This window comes from bacterium, from assembly GCA_019695335.1.
Lineage (GTDB): Bacteria > CLD3 > CLD3 > SB21 > SB21 > JABWBZ01.
In genome coordinates this window covers 16,819-35,590 of the sequence record JAIBAF010000004.1, presented here as the reverse complement: position 1 = coordinate 35,590, position 18,772 = coordinate 16,819, and the positions used below count along the sequence as shown (strand labels likewise).

Below are 18,772 nucleotides of genomic sequence, written 5' to 3'. Positions count from 1 at the left end.
GATTCATTTTATTCTTTAATAGACTGAAATATTGAGTTTTTTAGTGATCGTAAACGTGCAGCCTTTGTGAGCGTTATTCTGCAAATGAATTGCCGCGTTATTTTCTGCGCACAGTTTTTTGCAAATAGCGAGTCCAAGTCCAGCGCCTTGAGCTTGCGTTGTATAAAAGGGTTCGAATACTCTTTCGGGATTAGGGCCCGGTACACCGGGGCCTTCGTCAATTATCTCTACCATAATGAGAGAACCGTGAATGTAAGAACGTATCATAATCAAACCGCCGGATGGCATGATGTGGATCGCATTGGCAATTAAGTTAATTAAAATTTGCCGGAAATGATGGGGATCGAACCAGATCAATGCGGCAGAGCCTTCATATTCACACCGCAGCTTTTTTTCCTGTAGTTCTTTTTTGAATACTTCTTTGACGTCTTTGACGAAATGCGGAATATTCACCCATTCCGATTCAGGAGTTGCGGGGCGACCGTAATTGATGTAAGCATTGATCAGCGATTTTAGTCCGGTAATTTCGTCTAGAATTTTCTGTGCATAACTGACGTTTTTTTGGTCACGATTCAAATCTTCTTTGATCAGGCCTGCCAGAAGTTCCACACCGCCCAAAGGATTACGGATTTCATGTGCAATTTGTGCCAACATAGTTTCTTTCTCTTTTTGGCGTTGTACAAGGTCGCCCCTCATTCCATCCATTGCTTGTGCCAGTATCGATAATTCACCTTTGATTCCTTTCGGAACGGGGGTATTCCAATCGCCTTTCCCAAGCAACTTACTAAACTCTACCAAGCTGTATACCGGTTTAGCTAATGTCCGGCTTACAAAAAGCGCACTGAAAATAGTAAGTACAATTCCTCCAGCCCCGATCCATACAAAAATCCATGATAAGTCTTCGACTTTGGCGAGTCGGTCGGCATTTTCGCGTATTCCCAAAAAATGATTTTCGTCTAAACGGTAAAAACCCCACAAATACCAATGGCCGTCTTGCGTGTTAAATGGTAATGATGTCACCGATTGACCGATCGTAAGCCTTTCGATCTCAGTACGATTGATTAGCAAGATAGGCTCAAGCACCCCACGCGTGTCAGATGTATCGGAAGAGAGAACCGTTTCTAGTGCTGTATTGAAAATGAAAATATTTTGCAATTGGAGGTCGGTTTGTCGGTTCTGAAGATAATCTTTGTAATAGCTGTGAGCGGCACTCTTCGAATCCTGTACGGTCAGGAAAGGCAAAAACTTCGTATTGAGTCCATCGACAATCAAACGCGTAATCAAGTTAACCTGGTCTGTGAGTTGATCCAAATAAATCGCTCGTACAGTGTAGTAACTGACTTGAGACATGACACCGGCTAATATAATTGTAATAAGGCTGAACAAAATTATAATACGTGCTCTGAGCGACAGTCGTAGTTTCATAAAATTTTGTCGGGTCAAAAGGAGTCGCTATAAATGTCTGCGATTCAGTAATGAATTTCAACATCATTTTTTTGGACCTTCCCGTTGATCCGGACTATGGCCGCTTGCAGAGACGGCTGAGGAATCCGGATATACAAATTTTCTAAGGTATTGATCAGCTCAAGATTTTCTTCGCGTGTCAGCGTTACAACGACTTCCAATGATCGTTCGATCTCTGAATAACGTTCCTTTATAAAATTCGCCGGAAAAAATGGACGCTGCGCTACAGGAATGTGGTTGTCTGAATTATCCGGCACGACCATAAACAATAAGACGGCAATCAGTAAATAGAAGCGAATTTCTTTAAATAACGTCATAGAAAATCCATCAAAACTAAAAAAGCGTTATTTGATTAAGACAAATAACGCGCCTAAAAGAGGGATTCAATAGCCGTTGAAAATATGGGATTTACATTTCAAAAAAAGGAATATCACGCAAGGGTCATTATCAGTTTTCTGATAATGGTTCAATTAATAAATAAAAAACCCCTGAAAACTTTGAATCAGGGGGTTTGTAACTTTTATTGTAATTGTCGGTTAGCTTCCGGTATCCAAAAAGGCAACCATTCGCTATTGAAGTTAGTGGTCTTACTCCTGTGCTCTGCTGTTGATTTAAACTCACGTTCTGCAGCTTCGAGAAGGACCTTACCCGCGACAGTTTTTTTTATGTCCTTATCTTGTTTTCCATCTCTAATTAAATTAACGCCAATCATTACCCATACGACGGGATTGGCCGGATCCGTCTGAATGGCTTTAATCAATTCGCCACTGGCTTTCGTACTGAGTTCATTGGCCGCGTCTTTCTGTAAATTTTTTTGAGGCAAATAATTTATCTGAAGCAAATAGATCAGTGACTGTAGCGCCATCGTACTGGATTTTTCTCTGACGGTCATCGATTTAGCTTTAACCTTTATTTGATCAAAATAGAATTGAGCTTGTTTAAAACTTTGAACTGCAGCGTCTGATTTTTTATCCCTGATATATAGCCGGGCAATTTGGGAGTGAACATACGAAGCCCAAAAACAGGATAGCCATTGAAGTGGATAACGTTCGGCCGCCTTCTCGAAAGCATTAATGGCCATCATTTCAGATTCAAGCGTGGAAGAAGTATCGTGGATAGTGAGCGCTGTTTTCATTTCATTAAAAAATTGTTCGTCTTGACCGTAAAGCGTCGAAACAACCAACCATAAACCGATAATTACTTTCATACTTTTTCCTTTTTAAAGTTTATAAAGCTACTTTAAAGAAAGAATAATGAATATTATCAGGAAAGTCGTCTCGGCGTGAAGGGAAGGACTAATTTTGTGCTTTGATTTTCTGAATAAATTCGGTTGGAGTGATTTTGGAATGTTTCTGGAAAGCTTTGTAGAAAGCGGATTTGGAATTAAAACCGACTTCAAACGCTAAACCTAAAATTGTAAACCGGTTTTCATTGGCCATCATATTTTTTTGAAATTCTTCGATGCGGTACTGGTTGATGAAATCATAGAAATTTTGATTAAAACAATCGTTGATAATCTGTGACAAATGATTAGGAGAAACTTGAAGCATGTCAGCCAATTCATTCAAATTCAAGTCGCTGTTTAGGTATGGTTTATTCGCATCCATCGTATCGAGAAGCTTTTGCTTGAATTCCAAAGCTGTGCCGGCCTGTAAACCCGATTTAGCATATTTTTTTTCACTGTCGATGGTTTCAATCGAAAAAATTTCCGGTTGTCTAAATCCCTTATACCCAATGGAGTATATGACCGCTAATAGCAATGAACTGCACAAAAACTCAGGCCAGTCTTTTCCGAGCCGGTAGCCTATAACTGCCATCAGAAAAAGAACAAAAAACACGCTTGCCGTAGCCATCAACAACCGCATTAAAAACCATAACCAGTTGATGGCAGCTACCTGCCTGCCCGAAAATTTATTTTTTACTTCACGAGTATAACGTGACACAGCAATTCCAGCGACGACAAGATAAGATACGAAGTGGATATTTCTAAAGAACAACAGGAAAAGTAATTCCCGAGGAATTCCATCGTGTTTGATTCGGTCAAGATACATGAGTTTGTCAGTTCCACCTGTAATGAAAAACGGTATCAGCCAGAACGTGACTGCTATGAACGGTAAGAAATGAATGATATAATATTTTGGCAATTTTTTATAGATCAGAAGATTAATATAGGTAAGTAACAGCGGTCCAAATAAAAAAAGCAACGGTAAGTGCGATAAAATCAGATGAGGAAACTCCGTCCGCCACACATTGGTGGCTTTAGGAATACCGGCGTCGAGTGAAATGATAAAGATGGCCGATGCCAGAATAAAATTAGATTTCCGTGAAGGTGAGGGATAAACGGCGATAGCGATGGATAACACAATACCGTGTACAGAAAGAATGATGATAATTTGATTTATCCAATCCATTAAACTGGCCAAAGTTTAGCGGCTGTTTAGCATTTTCTCGACCATTTGGTCGGCGATATTCTGAGGAGGAATATGATCGTTTTGCGACGTGTTCAAAATCCGTAAAGTCGTATCGAAAATGCCTTCAAGTTTTTTCAACATCCGATCCAATTCCCAGCCCAACATTTCACGGCAACCGTTGATTATACCGCCGGCATTGGCAATATAGTCCGGAACGTAGACTATGCCAAGCTGATGAATCAACTGGCCATGCTGCAGTTCTTGCAATTGATTATTGGCCGCTCCGCAGACAATTTCTACGCGCAATTGCGGGAGGGTTTTTTCATTAATGATTCCACCCAGTGCACAGGGTGCGAAGATGTCGGCATGCGCCGTATAAATAGCGTCAGGCTTAACGGCAATAGCATCGAACTCTTTGACGCACCGATCGATCTTCGCCTGATCAATATCCGTCACGATCAATTTTGCTCCAAGAAAATGTAATTCTTTTGCCAAATAATATCCGACATGGCCACAACCTTGAATGGCAATAATTTTTCCTCTGAGTTCATCATTTCCCCAACGAAATCGGGCCGCAGCTTTCATGGCATAGACGACGCCTTTGGCGGTCCAAGGTGACGGATCGCCGGAATGTTCCGCCAATCCGGCAACATGGCGGGTTTCCGTACGCACATAAGCCATATCGGCCGGTGACGTTCCCACGTCTTCAGCCGTAATATAATGCCCTCCCAGCCGTTCAACAAATTTGCCGTGCGTCTTAAATATCGGTTCTCGCCGGATTGTATTACCATCAGCAATAATGACGGATTTACCTCCACCGAATGGAATTCCCGCCATCGCGCATTTGTAAGTCATACCGCGCGATAAACGCAAAGCATCGGTCATCGCATTTTCAAAGCGATCGTATCTCCACAATCGCGTTCCTCCTATCGCCGGGCCCAGCCGTGTGTTGTGAAGTGCAAATATGGCGCAGTAATTTTCATGAAGATCTTGACAAATCAAGACCTGTTCATGTCCCATTGTCTGAATGATTTCATAAAATGATAAATCCATAGTAATCCCGTTTTATTTAAACAATCTGATCAGCGCTTCATCCATTATGTCCATCCATGCTTCCTGATTGTGACCTTGAGGAATTTCCCAATACTCGAAAGGCGTATTGGCTGCGCGCAAGGCCATGACCCAAGCCCGTGCATCGGGAAGCCAGTCGGCATCATAGCGTGATTCTATAACGATGACTTTTTTAAATTTTGGTTTAAGCTTAATCCATTGATCGGCAATTTCTACGGGACGAAAAGCCGGGCTGATGGCAACGCATTTACTGAAAATATCGGAATGATTCAATACCAGATCTGCCGTTGCTAAACCGCCGCGTGAACTGCCTACGGCCGAATATTCAGATGCTTTGTATTTAGATTCAAAGTAAGGCAACAATTCTTCGACGATATATTTCCGATAGTCTCCATTGCTCATGTACTCGATTCGACGTGAATTCGGATTTGTAAATAAGCCGATTACCGGTGGAATGAGCTTGGCCGTAATCAGACTGTCAAGAATTTGATGAACTTTCATTCGCTGGAGGTAGGGTGTACCGTCTTTGAATAAAATAACCGGGTAAGATTTTCCCGCTTGATAACCATTGGGCTCATAAATAGTAACCGCACGTTTGTTTTTAAAAATAGAACTGTAAATGGAATCATTGTTCAAAGTTCCCCGTAGCCGATAATCGTCGTATCGGATCAATCGTGAGTTTTTAAATCCCGGCATTTTGAATTCGGATGTCTCAACATCAAAACTCAGGACACGTTTGGGATTATACTCATCGATTTTTTCTCCGCTACCGTATTTGAAGGCGTATTCAATTCGTGCATCCGATGCGACTTTATCAAACCGAAAAAACCAATCCGTACCATTGACCGGCAGCATCCATCCGCGAGTCGTATCCCATTGATTGAAATCAGCAATCATGAAGGGACGTTCGCCATTGAGTGACTTCGCCAGAAATAAGACAGTATCGTTTTCGATAATTGGCGTTCCGCCATTTTGTTCGATCAATTTATGAATCGAAGCATCGGTCGCTTTCGGAAGGATCGAATAAAATTTTTGACCCATCGATTGAGCTGACAATGATGAGCCGAGCAAAAAAGTGGTTAGAATCCATAACTTCATAACACCTCCGATTTAATATCGTTTCTTCTGACACTACAAGTCAATCATCTTCAATTAGCTAGTTGTGGTTACTAACTCAATATTGAATTGTAATTGTACGGTTTCGCCGACCATCATGCTGCCGGTTTCCATCAGCTCGTTCCACTTAAGACCATAATCAAATCGATTGAGCGAACCGGCTGCTGTCCATCCGGCTTTAATTCGGTTGTTGCCCATTTTCACTTGACCTTTGTAACGTGCCTTCAATTCGATCGGCTTGGTTACGCCGCGCATCGTCAAGTCGCCGTTGATCAGATATTCGCCATCTTTGATTTTTTGGAAGGATTTGCTGATAAAAGTAATCTCGGGATATTGATCGGCGAAAAAGAAATCTTCAGAAACAAGATGTTTGTCACGGCGCTCATTATTCGTATCGATGCTCTTAACCTGGATTTTTATTGTAACTTGTGCGTCAGAAAAATCTTCTTTCTGTGCAGTAACTTGTCCTTCAAATTTGTTAAACCGGCCGGAAGTTTCGGAAACAACCAAGTGCGTAACGGTAAAACCAACGTTTGAATGGGAACCGTCAATAATCCACGTGGTTTGTGCCTGTAATGAAATCGTCAATAGCGAAAATATAATCCAACGGATCGTATACATACACGCCTCCTCGATGTTTGGGATTTGATTTTATAAGGAATGGCGGTAATACGATAATGGATTTTAAAGTTTCGCTTTTTGAAGGTGATTTTCGGGTAATTCCACGCCTCGAATTACTATGATTTTCATGTAAAAATCATTACCCAATTTTGGTCATACCTGCGATTGGAAAGCAAGAATTAAACCAAAAACAATCAACACAATCCCTCCGGCTTGATTGATTCTGTGGCTGGCAATGGGTGAGGACAACCATTTTTTTGCAGTGCGTGCGGTAAGCGCGTAGATCGTATGAATGATCAATACCATCAAACAATACGTAAACGAAAGGATGGAAAATTGAAAGATATACGGCGATGCGGGATCAATGAATTGTGGGAAAGCCGAAATAAAAAACAAAATCGCATTCGGGTTGGAAAGTTGGAGCCAGAATGCTTCGGCAAAACGTTTTTGAATTCCCGTGCGCAAAACTTCATTTTCGTCGTTCGCGTCCGGAGATTTTCTCCACATTTTTATACCTAGAAAAATAAGATAAGCTGAGCCCGTAAGCTTCAAAACGGACAATGCGTGTTGCGATGTGGCCATCAATAGACCCAAGCCCGTCGCTGAAACTATGGCCATGATCAAGCCGCCAAAAGCAATACCGGCAATCCCGCCAAGCGTATGGCGTAATCCGTATCGCAACGAGTTAGTCAATGTCAGCGTTACGCCCGGACCGGGGTTAAAAACTGCCGTTGCGGCCACGAGCAAAAATACAGGATAGTTTTCCATGGATAAATTAAATATTACTCATATTTAATTGATTTCAAAGGATTACTTAAAGCTGCTTTAATTGCTTGGTATCCTACTGTAACCAATGCAATGGTCAGAGCAAAAACAGCCGCGAGAATAAAAGCGGATGGTCCAATGTCAATCCGGCTGGCAAAATCCTGAAGCCACATATTCATAGCCAAATAAGCGACCGGCCAAGCAATGATGTTGGCGATCAAAACGAATTTTAAAAACTCTTTGCACATGATGAATACAATGCCGCCGACGGAAGCGCCAAGAACTTTTCGGATACCGATTTCTTTCGTTCGCTGTTCGGCTGTAAATGATGCCAATCCAAATAATCCAAGGCAAGCTATAAGAATCGCTAATCCGGAAAAAGTTCCTATTAACATGCTGAGTTTCTGCTCCGATTTGTAAAGATCATTGATAGCCTGATCGAGGAAATGAAATGTGAACGGTTTGTCATGTTCAAAGCGATTCCAGGCGGATTCGATCACGCTAATGGTCTCGCGCATATTTTCCGGGCGGATTTTGACGGCAAGAAAAGAGGTATTCCCTATACGCATGACGATCGGCGCAACCGGTGTATGGAGTGATTGGAAATGAAAATCTTCGACGACGCCGACGATCTGTCCTTCAACCGTACTCCGGAAAAATCTGACACGTTTACCGACGCCGGTTTCCCAGCCGTATTGCCGTAAAAAAGCGCGATTGACAATATATCCCGATGCACTGTCGGTTGCGCTGCCTTCAATCAGGTCACGGCCTTCGACCAGGCGCAGCCCGTACGTTTTTATAAAATCATGGCTGATGCGCGTTTGTGAAATAAACTGCATTTCATCCTGGCCTTCAACGAAGAAGCCGGTGAAATTAACGCCCGTACCGATTTTGTCGGACAATCCGCTGACACTCACAATGCCTGGATGCTGGAGCAATTGATTCTTGAATTCGGCGTATTTTTGACCCAATATGCTTCCACGAATCGGTAAGATGACCAATTGTTCTTTTTCAAATCCGAGTTTTTTATTTTGAATAAAATATAATTGATGTTGTGCGATAATGGTGCATGTGATCAATGCTATAGAAATGGAAAATTGCAATATCACCAGTATTTTACGCAGCAGAACTCCTTTGCCACCTGTTTTAAACGTTCCTTTCAAAACCTGCGCCGGTTGAAAATTGGAAAAATAAAATGCGGGATAACTTCCTGCAGCCAAGCCAACAACAACAATTACGGCCAGTAAAGATAATACCAACCACGGTTCAAAATTCATCGCTAATGTTTTTCCCGTTAATTGATTAAACATCGGCGTCAGGCCTTCGATCAAGAACAAAGCAATGAAGGCCGACAATACGGTCAATAGAATCGATTCGCCGAGAAATTGTCCGATCAATTGTTTTCGCAACGCACCGGCAACTTTTCGAAGTCCGATTTCTTTAGCGCGCCCTGCGGATCGTGCGGTTACAAGATTCATAAAATTGATACATGCGATAAACAAAATTAGAATTGCTACAAGTGAAAAAATGTATACGTACGTTATATCACCGCACGGTGTGATTTCCCCGTCATTTCCGGGACTCAAGTGAATATCTGAAACCTTGGTAAGATGTAATTGCGTTCCGTTTTTCTGATGCAGGTCTGGAAGGTAACGCTTGCCGAAATCGGGCAATTGCGATTCAAGTAAGGCTGCATCAGAAGGCGTTTTGAAAAGTACGTAGGTCCAGTAAAAATTAATAATCCAATTATTAAAATCGAATCCAGGACCCGTAAAGCCCGAGTTAGCGATGCTAGACATCGACGCAATAAAGTCAATTTTTAAATGCGTCGGACCTGGAAACGGCGCTAAGATACCGGTCACTTTCAAATCTTTTAGCCCGTTGAGGCGCAGCACTTGACCCAGCGGGTTGTTGTCACCGAAATATTTTTTAGCCATTTCCCGTGTCATTACAACAGTATTAGGCTCGTAAAGTGCGTTGGGATTGCCTTGCAGAAGCGGGAGCGTCAATACTTTAAAAATAGTCGAATCACCATAGAAGAAATTTTCTTCATAAAAGCTTTTATCGCCGAATTGCAATACTGGGATTTGTCCTATAAATCGGTAGTCGACTAATCGCGCCGTTTCTTCAACCTCCGGGTAACCGCGCAAGAGGGGAGCGACCGGAAAATGTACGGCCGCATTGCGGTCGGTTTTGCCGGTTACGGTTGTACTCATGCTCACGCGATACAAGCGGTCGCCATTGACGTGAAATTTGTCATAACTTAATTCATCAATCACGTACATTACAATCAATAAGCAACAGGCAATTCCAACGGAAAGCCCGCTGATATTGAGGAGCGAATATCCTTTATGCCTGAGTAAATTGCGCCACGCGATCTTGAAATAGTTCTTAAACATACGACCTCTTTTTTCAAAAAAATTGAATATTAGCTATTTAGCGGTTTTATAATAAAAAGCGTTCGGATGATCATCCGACTCGCGATGTTCTTTTCCGCTCCATTCGGCGATATGCATTTTGTAAACGGTCGTTTTTTTTGCGTCTTCCCAGGTAAACGGCTCGATATGGTCGGAAGGAATGTCCGAAGCATATTTGGAAAAATACCGCTGAAGCACGTCCATGATTTCCGCTTGTTCCTGAACGATAGTCACCGTTCCGAATACAACTACACTGGCGTACTCCACACTAAAGTCCAATGCGCGCGGTCCGGCGATCAATCGGCCCATTTCAAAAATCATAAAACTGGCTTTGGGATTGCTTTCGACGCATTGTCGAAGATGTCCCATGGCCGATGTGTGAAAATAAATGACGTTCTGCTTTTCATCATAAATAAATAGATTGGCGTGAATGTATGGTTGACCGTTATTGGACACAGCCACAACGCCTGAGGGCGCTGCAGTAAGTTTTTGACGAATCCACGATTCGTCGGCAATATTGCGATCGCGGCGTCGAACCTGCGTCAGCGAAGTTTTCTCCATAGTACTCCCAATTATCCGTTTACCATTTCGTTGCCAATCCGAATTGTTTCTTTCACGAGAATATCAAAATCGTCCCAACGGCTGCGATGGTTGGTTATGGCGGCGCGAATGACATAATGGCCATTCAATATGGTACTCGTTGGAACAGCAATACCGCGGTCTTGCAAGGTCATGACAATCTTTTTATTTAAATCGTTCAGGCGGTCGGCTGGATAATTTTTCGGACAATACCGGTAGCATACAACGTTCAACGCAACCGGCGCCATTAATTCGAGCAAAGGCTCGCGTTCGATTTGTTGAGCGAGATAACGTGCCTGAGCGATATTTTGTTTGATGGTGTCTGCAAATGCCTGCAGGCCATATGTTTTCAGGCACATCCAGATTTTGAGTGAGGTAAAACCTTTGGACAATGAAATACCGTAATGATTGAAAGAATCAGGGCCAGCCGCAATTCCGCTTTCGTGTTTGACGAGATACGACGGCATAATATGAAACGAATTGCGGTGAGCCGTCACGTCGCGAATAAGAATACAGGCAGCCTCGTACGGCATGTACATCCATTTGTGTAAATCAAAAGCCAGTGAATCGGCTTGCGTCATTCCATAAAGTTGTTCACGATATTCAGGATCCAGGTATGCAAATGCCCCGAACGCACCGTCAATATGAAACCAGAGTTTTTCTTCGCGCGCAATAGCAAGAAGATCGCTCAGTGGGTCGATTGATCCGGTATTAACCGTTCCGGCATTTCCTACAATGCAAAACGGAAAAAAACCTTTATCGCGATCTTCGCGAATGGCTGCACGCAATTCGGGTAAAAGAACGCGGTAATTTTTATCGACGGGAATTTTACGCAACGATTCGGCGCCGAGACCGAGCAATTCAATGGATTTTTGAACGCAACTGTGTGTTTCAACCGACGCATACAATGTAAGCTGTTGGTCAAGACTATGCAGGCCTTTTTGGCGAATCTGGTTGTGTGCATGATTACGAGCTACGGCAAGACCGGTGAGATTCGCCGTCGTTGCACCGCTGACGAGCAGACCGCTCGCCGATTCGGAAAATCCCATCATTGATTTACACCAATCGATGACGCAACGCTCGACGTAAATTGGCGAATGATCGCCGATTCCTAAATTAGGATTGAGCGACGATGCCAAAAATTCAGCCAAAACGCCTGCGGGAACACTCGAACCTTCTACCCACCCCCAGAAACGAGGATGGATGTTGCCTTTGTTGTACGGCGCGACGAGTTTTAGGAAATCGTCGTAAACCTGATCGAGAGGTTTAGGCGTTTGCGGAAGCGGTTCATTAATTGCTTGTTGTACGGAGGCCGGAGGTTTTTGCCAGGCCGGCTTTTCGCGAATAGTCTGTAACCAATTGATCATATCATCGACCATACGATGCGCGGTCGCGCGAAATGACGACCAATCTTGCGGATCGAGCGGATGCTGTTCGTGTAAAGGTGTTTCCATTATTCTTCGATTGCTCCTTGTATACTGCGTAAATGTTTGCGGAAAGTAAAAGTGGGATCGGCATTCCGTTGGTTCAGGAATTGACGGAATTGCAATTGTTCACGTAATGTTTTTCCTTTTTGAATATCGAGGGCTTGAGCGCGCTCTTTGGTAAAGATCAATTCGGCTGTCTTCAGAACAGATTCGAGTTTTGACCATTCGACAAAAGCAACGCCGTCTTCATCGGCGAATACCGCATCGTTGCGCGTGACAAATTCGGCGGCAAATTGTACACTAATAAGCGCCTCAGGTTCGCGCGCATCAAGCCTTTGCGGTCCGCACGGAAAAGCGCCGTAACTGAAAATCGGGAATCCAATTTGTTTTAATTCCGCCGTATCGCGATGCGTTCCCCAAATGACTATACCGCTTGTGCCGGCAGCTTGTGCCTCGAGCGCGGTCAGATCGCCGATACACCCTTCATCGCTCCGTCCTTTGTTGTCAATCACCAAAACATCGCCGGGATCGGCGTTTTCGAGCGCTTCGAGAAATACATCCACACTTCCATAATGGCGCGCAGGCAAAACCCGACCGGCCAATTTTACTCCCGGCAAAACCGACTTGATCCCGGCCGGAGCTACGCGAAGAGGAATCTTCAAACGCAGACATGCATCCGTGATCAACGGCGTTGAAAGGTTTTTGAAGTGATCGTGTAAAATTTTTCCAGTCATGGTTTCTCCGCCTATTTTATTTTTATAAATATAATTGTTGATGGGTTTTTGACGGGTCGTTGTCGACCATGCGCTCTTCAATAAGTTCTTCTGCGAGGACCGTGTGGAACGATACGATCACCCAATTTTCAGAGCCGGCAATCGGATGATGCCAGCCATTGACCGGAATCGAGACCCAGCGTTCGTCAATAGGCTTCTCGCGTTGATCGACAATGGAATGAGAAACCCATAAGTCATTTTCCATGATACGAAAACTTCCGAAACCACGATACGATAGAGCGCGTTGGTGACTGTTGGGATGACGTTCTGCGCCGGTGTCGGCATTTGCCCGTAAAATAAATACCCAACTCGATCGGATGAGATCAGGTAGTGAACCATAGACGTCTAACGGCACCGGCTCCCAAGCCATCAATGATTTTTCATTTGAGAGCAATTGCTGTTCAACACGCTCGGCAATTTCATCGATCACTCGGACTGTTGCCGGATGATAAATTTTATCATCGAGTAATTTTAAAAAAACACTTTCGGTTTTATTCATCGTAAGCCTTTTTGGTGTGTCGTACTGCAAGGATTGTAACGCTTCAACGCGGTCGCTTTTATCAAAGTTCCCGATGATCGAAAGGTCTACATAAGAATTTTAAATATTGGACTAATCCAATTTTATCAAAAAAACAAACCAAATATCTGTAAGCTCTTGACGATTTAAATATAACGACAATTGACAATTTATAATTGTATAATCACGAAACGAATTTATACGCCGTTCAATAAAGTCTTTGTTCCAGCAGTAAGGGTAACTTTATCTCCTTACTTAATAATTTTCTTATTTCCAGAATTTGACCGATATGCCGCTCACTGTGATCAGCATAAAGCTCGAGTAAGTTCCTGAGAGTCATTTTTCCAAATTCAGGATGGTTACCGGTTTTGGTCCAATCTGAGCCTGTGGACGTCCGAAAAACAGAACTCGTAAACGAACGGAGCAGTTCAAAAAGTTGGATCACATCATTCAGCGCTTTCCTGTCTTTCTGTTGATAGCCAAATTCCTTAACCCAACTCTCTTGGTTATATCCCGGAAACAAAGCTTCAGTCTGGGCAAAAGCCAATTTGACTCTGACAAAACCTACAGTCTCTGAATCGGTAAGATGAAAAATAATTTGCTTGATCGACCATTTTCCATGTCGTAGTTGCGCCGCCATATCATTGTCTGTTAAGCCATCGATCGCTTTTCGCAAGCGTTCGGGAGCCGCTGAAAAAGTTTCTAGTAAGTGTGAGGTATTGATCGATTGATATACTGTTGGGAATGAATGTTTTTGATCCTGCATGATGTTTCCTTTCATATTTTTTGTTTGACTAATATAACGTGTTTTGTATATATTAGTTATACTCATTGTTTTCATCAAATCAATGAATATTGCTCATATATATAAAAATGGCCATTTATGGATATCGAAGTAAGGCATTTAAAACTCATTGCAACAGTGGCACAGGAAGGAAGCCTTTCCAAGGCAGGTCAGGCTTTGCATCTTACGCAATCGGCCTTGAGCCATCAATTACGGGATATTGAAGAGCGGCTTGACGTGGCATTATTTTTACGTTCGAATAAAAAAATGATCCTCACGCCGGCGGGAGAAAAATTACTTCAATCGGCTACGGCCGTAATGCGTGAACTCGAATCGGTCAACCGCCAGATTCACGCAATGGTGAAAGGTGAGTCCGGGACTATCCGGCTCAGCACGCAGTGTTATACTTGTTATCACTGGTTGCCGGAAATTTTACGGAAATATCAGAAAGAATTTCCGAATGTGGACGTCAAAATTATCGTTGAAGCAACGCATCATCCGATCAAAGCGTTGCAGGAAGGCAAACTTGACGTCGCTATTGTGCACAGCCAAAAAAACGACGGACTGATCCGTCGTCCTTTATTTAAAGACGAATTGAAAATAATCGTTTCTCCAAAACACCGATGGGCGAAACGCAAATATATTGAATTGAAAGAATTGGAAGACGAGCCGTTGTATTTATACAACGTTCCCGAAAAGGACAGTCATTTGTTTCAAGAGGTTTTGATTCCGGCAGGTGTGTATCCAAAAAATATTTCGCACATTCAATTGACCGAAGCGATCATTGAATTTGTCAAAGCGGGGTTAGGCGCAGGAGTGATGGCAACATGGGCATCGAAGCCGCATGTGGACAACGGCAGTCTTGTAGCTGTAAGATTAGGCAAATCCGGCGTTGTCCGGCAGTGGAGCGCGGCGGTTTTGCCGAACGGACCGATGCCGCGCTATATCGAAGCGTTTATTAGTGAAATCGTTTCTTTTTCAAAGCCGGCCAAACAGCAGAAAAAAGGAAAATGAGAGAAACAGCAAGCTGCCTATTTTAAACAAACTTTTTCTCACTCACACTTCATCTTCTTCATCGGGAAATCGATTCCCATTTCTTTTCCTTCATTTTTTCCTTCAATGCGTGCTTTCAATGAACCGTTTTTTTCCAGACGGTAAATAATCCGTTGCGGGAAATCGTGATCAGGGTTTTCAAAAATAATTTCTGTTCCCGATTTTTTGATTAGCTTAAAAGATGCCTCGTTTTGGTCCGAAGGTTTCGCTGTGTAAAAAATCTCGCCTTGTTCGTTTTGGTGAATGTGTAAAAATTCGAACTCAGTGACTTTCCCATTACGCACCGTACGACTCATACCGAACATTTCATTACCGGCAGGCTTCATCCATTGTTCCGTCGCTTCTTTTTTGTCTGTACTACCGTCCCAGCAACCCGCCAACCAAGCCAGATCGTTAACCGTCATTTTTTCCTGGGCGCACACGGGCAAGACACTAATTAGAAATAAAAATACCATACGCATAAAAAAGCTCCTTAAATGAAAATGACTTTAAAAATTCATTTTAATATAAGGAGCTGCAATCTAAAAAGATTGTAAAAAACCGACATCGTGGACGATCGGACAAATAAAAGTTCAAGGATTCATCTGGACGACAATCCGGAAACCCAGGTCTTGCGCGCGGGCTTTCGGGCCATGGCCAGGTTGACGAAAAGTTGGACTGGCAAATTCTGCAGGGAAATTCCAGCTACCGCCGCGCACAATTTTTCCCCGGCCAAGATCGGTTGACTGACGCGGATTGGTTACGGTGCTTGCCGTATAATCGCTATACCAGTCGGAAGTCCATTCCCAAACATTGCCAAGCATATCATATATCCCAAATGCATTTGATTTTTTGGAAGCTGTTTCGTGCGTAAATAATTGTGTGCTGTCCTGAATCCATGCGATATCTTTTATTTCAACGTTGTCCGCTGATCCGGCTTTGCAGGCATATTCCCATTGCGCTTCGGTTGGCAAACTCACAGCAAGTCCCGTAGTTCTGGAAAGCCATTCGCAGTACGCTTGAGCGTCAAACCATGTTACTAAAACGGCCGGATGATTAGAATTTTGATCCATATACGGATGTTTCCAGGTAGCATCTTTTTTGAAAGCCATATTGGAAATGGTAGTGTCGAAAATCCATCCGCCGCTGTCTTTTTCGGCTGTAGTGAGATAACCTGTCGCCGTAACAAATTCGGCAAATTGTCCGACGGTAATTTCCGTTGACGACATCCAGAATTCGGAAATTGTAACGGCATGCGCCGGCTTTTCGGAAGGCGTGTTATGATCACTGCCCATAGAAAAGCTTCCGCCGGGCACTTTAACCAATCGAGGCGATTGGATATTCAATGATTCAATGACTCGGTTCGGATCGGATTTACTGCAGCTCAATAATAAAATCAAGGTAAGTAACAGACTCCATTTCTTCATTTCCGTAACTCCTTAAGTTTTTCCTGAATGCCGTCTTGTAACGTTTTTCGAAATTGGTCACCAATGCTTTTATCCGTCAATGTTTTCTCATATGCTTGAGTATAATACTGAATGGCCTCCCCTTTTTTTCCAAGAAGCGAATAACATTCAGCAAGGCTGTCATAACAATTAGCCGTTTCCGGGAATAATTTCAAATTAGCTTGAAATATAAGCAGTGCGTCCTGCGGTTTATTTTCATTGATCAGCCGATAACCGACCGCATTCAGCGTTCCTGCATTCGTAATAGAATACAATGCAGTCAGCGAATCGGCATGCTCACTAAAATAAAGCACACCGCGATTCACAATGATGTCCGTCAACCGAATGGAGTTTAATTCTGTAGTCATAAAACGGTTACCGGGGAATGATTCGTGATATAGTTGAGTATAATATCGCGCATTGTCCGGATTTGGTTCTAAAAACTGATAGATGCGTGATAAAATAAACGTCGCTTCGTCTTTATTAAAAAGGCTTTTTTCCTGCACTAGCCTTAGACTATTGATTGCGTTGTCCTTATTGTTTTCGAAGCCGCTTAAAAAGGCCAGCCCGCTTTGCCACCAATTGGCGCGTGTAGCAACAAAATATTCAGCAACGGCCGGCGACAAATAAGCGTCATAAAAGTAAGGATTCTCTTCGATCACATCTTCAAAATACCCGTTCGCTTTTTTGGCTGCAAAATAAGCGTCCGTCAATGATTGGCTCATTACGTGAACCCGGCTGAGATAACCATACGCCGAACCAAGAAAAAATTTATTTTCCGTTGTTTCCGGCAATTTTTCACAACGATTGATTGTTTGTTGACAATAATTTGCGAGCAATTGTTTCAATGAATCACGGCTTACACCTTGATCGGAAAAATAACGGGCGTGGTAGAGCATGGAACTTTTAAGAAAATAATATTTCGGTTCGCCGGGAAACTCTTTGATGCGTGTTTCAATCAGTCGGTTGGCGACAATAAAATCCGTGTTATGAATAGCAAAAAGAATTCGCTGATCGACTGAATCGGCTACAGGCAATTTGCCGGTATTACTTTCAGAGCCTGAACATTGAATAAACCAAGTCGTACAAACGATCCACAAAACCATGACGTTTTTCATAAGTATTCTCCGGTTATTTTTTTAATCGTTTGATTTTATCTTCCGCGCTGGTTCGAATACCGTTTTTAAAATTTTCATTGAGATTCGTTGGTTTCGCAAGCAGATCCAGCGCTTTCTGAGCCGTGCGTACAGCCATGTCATTTTGCCCGTCGGCTTCATACGCGTCGGCAAGACTGTCGAATGCATTGGGCGATTCAGGGTGAATGTCAGTATTCATCTGGAAAATTGTCAAAGCCTCTTTGATCTTTTTAGCTTGGAGCAATTGGTAAGCAACTGTGATCAGTCCGTTTTCATTGATCGCCCATGTATAAAAAGGATTGTAAGTTCCGGCCGCCTGAATGTATTGGACAAAATAGCGGTATTCCCGAAAAGCGTTTATTGTATCGCCTTGCTCGATCAACGTTTTGAAGCGTTTGGCTGTGAGTGGCCGTACTTCCGAAGATTTTTTATTTAAATTATACACGAAAAAATCGACGGTTTGCCGGATGATTTGCCTCGAGCGATCGGTATCGTCAAAAATGTCAAACGCATGTTGAGCTTCGGCGTAATGGATGAACGTCAAATCGCATTCCACTTCGGTCATATGACGAATAGTTTGCTCGATCCCGGTATTGATATTGGTTCCATCAAGACCACTTCGGACATACAAAACAGGAAGATCGGTTCGCATGGTTTCCAGTTGAGCGCTGCCGTAATAAATAACGCCACACTTGATATACGTTCTATCCGGCTGCATCATCAGCGGCAAGCCGACGGTTACATTGGCTGAACACGTCCAAAGACCGATTCGATCACTGTCGATGTTCAATTCGCCGGCATGTTTTCTCACGTACGTAAGCAAATCTTCCGAATCCTTGAATGCCCGGCCTTGCCGGCTTTGATAATTGATCGCGATCAAGCCGTTGGCCGCAATGAGCTTTGCCCAATCGGCATAGGCCCGCCAGTTCAAAAGTTCCAGCGATCCGACGCCGTTGTTAAAAATGACGACCGGTAATTTGGATTTTTTATCAAACGAAGCCGGGTAATATACATCCAGCGTTAAGGAAGTATCATTAACGGTTTTGTAGACAATGCCTTTTTTGATTTCAACTTTGTTCATTTCCGGAATCTGGTATACCAGCGGCCGTTGTGTAACAGGAATTTGAGCGGTAATATCCGCTACGATGAAAATAAAAAGGGCGAATGTAATTCTTGAAATCATGTAATCTCCTCCTTTTGTGGTGCGACAAGGA

Annotated in this window: 19 protein-coding genes; 1 reads left to right on the top strand and 18 read right to left on the bottom strand. The window is 43.1% G+C overall.

Features of this window, described 5'->3' with window-relative positions:
• Positions 1-15: 15 nt before the first annotated feature.
• The 14 genes from K1X84_01830 to K1X84_01765 form a co-directional block, all read right to left on the bottom strand.
• The gene (locus tag K1X84_01830) at positions 16-1,425 is read right to left on the bottom strand and encodes a HAMP domain-containing histidine kinase (GenBank protein ID MBX7150350.1); all 1,410 of its coding nucleotides are present in this window, start codon (positions 1,423-1,425) and stop codon (positions 16-18) included.
• A 44-nt stretch (positions 1,426-1,469) separates the two neighbouring features.
• Positions 1,470-1,781, bottom strand: coding sequence for a hypothetical protein (locus K1X84_01825; protein ID MBX7150349.1), 312 nt, complete (start codon positions 1,779-1,781; stop codon positions 1,470-1,472).
• 203 nt (positions 1,782-1,984) lie between these two features.
• Positions 1,985-2,671, bottom strand: coding sequence for a hypothetical protein (locus tag K1X84_01820; GenBank protein ID MBX7150348.1), 687 nt, complete (start codon positions 2,669-2,671; stop codon positions 1,985-1,987).
• Positions 2,672-2,759: 88 nt separating this feature from the next.
• On the bottom strand, positions 2,760-3,887 hold the full coding sequence (locus K1X84_01815) for a helix-turn-helix domain-containing protein (GenBank protein ID MBX7150347.1): 1,128 nt from the start codon (positions 3,885-3,887) through the stop codon (positions 2,760-2,762).
• 3 nt (positions 3,888-3,890) lie between these two features.
• Positions 3,891-4,928 (bottom strand): leucine dehydrogenase, encoded by a 1,038-nt coding sequence (locus K1X84_01810; protein ID MBX7150346.1) that lies wholly within the window; start codon positions 4,926-4,928, stop codon positions 3,891-3,893.
• Positions 4,929-4,940: 12 nt separating this feature from the next.
• Positions 4,941-6,044, bottom strand: a complete 1,104-nt coding sequence (locus tag K1X84_01805; protein ID MBX7150345.1) for a hypothetical protein — start codon at positions 6,042-6,044, stop codon at positions 4,941-4,943.
• 54 nt (positions 6,045-6,098) lie between these two features.
• Complete coding sequence (locus K1X84_01800; protein MBX7150344.1) at positions 6,099-6,683, bottom strand: YceI family protein; 585 nt, start codon at positions 6,681-6,683, stop codon at positions 6,099-6,101.
• A 153-nt stretch (positions 6,684-6,836) separates the two neighbouring features.
• Positions 6,837-7,451, bottom strand: a complete 615-nt coding sequence (locus K1X84_01795; protein MBX7150343.1) for a LysE family translocator — start codon at positions 7,449-7,451, stop codon at positions 6,837-6,839.
• Between the two features lie 14 nt (positions 7,452-7,465).
• The gene (locus tag K1X84_01790; GenBank protein ID MBX7150342.1) at positions 7,466-9,847 is read right to left on the bottom strand and encodes an ABC transporter permease; all 2,382 of its coding nucleotides are present in this window, start codon (positions 9,845-9,847) and stop codon (positions 7,466-7,468) included.
• Positions 9,848-9,880: 33 nt separating this feature from the next.
• Positions 9,881-10,426, bottom strand: coding sequence for a pyridoxamine 5'-phosphate oxidase family protein (locus tag K1X84_01785; protein MBX7150341.1), 546 nt, complete (start codon positions 10,424-10,426; stop codon positions 9,881-9,883).
• A gap of 11 nt (positions 10,427-10,437) precedes the next feature.
• Positions 10,438-11,898 carry an amino acid decarboxylase gene (locus tag K1X84_01780; GenBank protein ID MBX7150340.1) on the bottom strand — a complete coding sequence of 487 codons (1,461 nt, stop codon included), beginning with the start codon at positions 11,896-11,898 and terminating at the stop codon, positions 10,438-10,440.
• Positions 11,898-12,605: an RraA family protein gene (locus tag K1X84_01775; GenBank protein ID MBX7150339.1), complete on the bottom strand. Its 708-nt coding sequence runs from the start codon at positions 12,603-12,605 to the stop codon at positions 11,898-11,900. The genes K1X84_01780 and K1X84_01775 overlap by 1 nt, the downstream gene beginning before the upstream one ends.
• Before the next feature lie 22 nt (positions 12,606-12,627).
• The gene (locus tag K1X84_01770) at positions 12,628-13,143 is read right to left on the bottom strand and encodes a hypothetical protein (GenBank protein ID MBX7150338.1); all 516 of its coding nucleotides are present in this window, start codon (positions 13,141-13,143) and stop codon (positions 12,628-12,630) included.
• Positions 13,144-13,369: 226 nt separating this feature from the next.
• Positions 13,370-13,927 carry a DinB family protein gene (locus tag K1X84_01765; protein ID MBX7150337.1) on the bottom strand — a complete coding sequence of 186 codons (558 nt, stop codon included), beginning with the start codon at positions 13,925-13,927 and terminating at the stop codon, positions 13,370-13,372.
• A gap of 117 nt (positions 13,928-14,044) precedes the next feature.
• On the opposite strand from K1X84_01765, the gene K1X84_01760 reads away from it, so the two are divergent.
• On the top strand, positions 14,045-14,959 hold the full coding sequence (locus K1X84_01760; GenBank protein MBX7150336.1) for a LysR family transcriptional regulator: 915 nt from the start codon (positions 14,045-14,047) through the stop codon (positions 14,957-14,959).
• A gap of 38 nt (positions 14,960-14,997) precedes the next feature.
• Here K1X84_01760 and K1X84_01755 read toward each other — a convergent pair whose 3' ends face one another.
• From K1X84_01755 to K1X84_01740, 4 genes are all read right to left on the bottom strand, one after another.
• The gene (locus K1X84_01755; GenBank protein ID MBX7150335.1) at positions 14,998-15,459 is read right to left on the bottom strand and encodes a hypothetical protein; all 462 of its coding nucleotides are present in this window, start codon (positions 15,457-15,459) and stop codon (positions 14,998-15,000) included.
• A 111-nt stretch (positions 15,460-15,570) separates the two neighbouring features.
• On the bottom strand, positions 15,571-16,404 hold the full coding sequence (locus tag K1X84_01750; protein ID MBX7150334.1) for a formylglycine-generating enzyme family protein: 834 nt from the start codon (positions 16,402-16,404) through the stop codon (positions 15,571-15,573).
• Complete coding sequence (locus K1X84_01745) at positions 16,401-17,540, bottom strand: tetratricopeptide repeat protein (GenBank protein MBX7150333.1); 1,140 nt, start codon at positions 17,538-17,540, stop codon at positions 16,401-16,403. Before K1X84_01745 ends, K1X84_01750 begins: the two co-directional genes overlap by 4 nt.
• A gap of 13 nt (positions 17,541-17,553) precedes the next feature.
• Positions 17,554-18,741: a hypothetical protein gene (locus K1X84_01740; GenBank protein ID MBX7150332.1), complete on the bottom strand. Its 1,188-nt coding sequence runs from the start codon at positions 18,739-18,741 to the stop codon at positions 17,554-17,556.
• Positions 18,742-18,772: the final 31 nt, after the last annotated feature.

What these genes read in the sequence shown, in the direction of transcription:
- K1X84_01830 (MBX7150350.1), bottom strand. Translation starts at nt 1,425, where the DNA reads ATGAAACTACGACTGTCGCTCAGAGCACGTATTATAATTTTGTTCAGC.
- K1X84_01825 (MBX7150349.1), bottom strand. Translation starts at nt 1,781, where the DNA reads ATGACGTTATTTAAAGAAATTCGCTTCTATTTACTGATTGCCGTCTTA.
- K1X84_01820 (MBX7150348.1), bottom strand. Translation starts at nt 2,671, where the DNA reads ATGAAAGTAATTATCGGTTTATGGTTGGTTGTTTCGACGCTTTACGGT.
- K1X84_01810 (MBX7150346.1), bottom strand. Translation starts at nt 4,928, where the DNA reads ATGGATTTATCATTTTATGAAATCATTCAGACAATGGGACATGAACAG.
- K1X84_01805 (MBX7150345.1), bottom strand. Translation starts at nt 6,044, where the DNA reads ATGAAGTTATGGATTCTAACCACTTTTTTGCTCGGCTCATCATTGTCA.
- K1X84_01800 (MBX7150344.1), bottom strand. Translation starts at nt 6,683, where the DNA reads ATGTATACGATCCGTTGGATTATATTTTCGCTATTGACGATTTCATTA.
- K1X84_01795 (MBX7150343.1), bottom strand. Translation starts at nt 7,451, where the DNA reads ATGGAAAACTATCCTGTATTTTTGCTCGTGGCCGCAACGGCAGTTTTT.
- K1X84_01790 (MBX7150342.1), bottom strand. Translation starts at nt 9,847, where the DNA reads ATGTTTAAGAACTATTTCAAGATCGCGTGGCGCAATTTACTCAGGCAT.
- K1X84_01785 (MBX7150341.1), bottom strand. Translation starts at nt 10,426, where the DNA reads ATGGAGAAAACTTCGCTGACGCAGGTTCGACGCCGCGATCGCAATATT.
- K1X84_01780 (MBX7150340.1), bottom strand. Translation starts at nt 11,898, where the DNA reads ATGGAAACACCTTTACACGAACAGCATCCGCTCGATCCGCAAGATTGG.
- K1X84_01775 (MBX7150339.1), bottom strand. Translation starts at nt 12,605, where the DNA reads ATGACTGGAAAAATTTTACACGATCACTTCAAAAACCTTTCAACGCCG.
- K1X84_01770 (MBX7150338.1), bottom strand. Translation starts at nt 13,143, where the DNA reads ATGAATAAAACCGAAAGTGTTTTTTTAAAATTACTCGATGATAAAATT.
- K1X84_01765 (MBX7150337.1), bottom strand. Translation starts at nt 13,927, where the DNA reads ATGCAGGATCAAAAACATTCATTCCCAACAGTATATCAATCGATCAAT.
- K1X84_01760 (MBX7150336.1), top strand. Translation starts at nt 14,045, where the DNA reads ATGGATATCGAAGTAAGGCATTTAAAACTCATTGCAACAGTGGCACAG.
- K1X84_01755 (MBX7150335.1), bottom strand. Translation starts at nt 15,459, where the DNA reads ATGCGTATGGTATTTTTATTTCTAATTAGTGTCTTGCCCGTGTGCGCC.
- K1X84_01750 (MBX7150334.1), bottom strand. Translation starts at nt 16,404, where the DNA reads ATGAAGAAATGGAGTCTGTTACTTACCTTGATTTTATTATTGAGCTGC.
- K1X84_01745 (MBX7150333.1), bottom strand. Translation starts at nt 17,540, where the DNA reads ATGAAAAACGTCATGGTTTTGTGGATCGTTTGTACGACTTGGTTTATT.
- K1X84_01740 (MBX7150332.1), bottom strand. Translation starts at nt 18,741, where the DNA reads ATGATTTCAAGAATTACATTCGCCCTTTTTATTTTCATCGTAGCGGAT.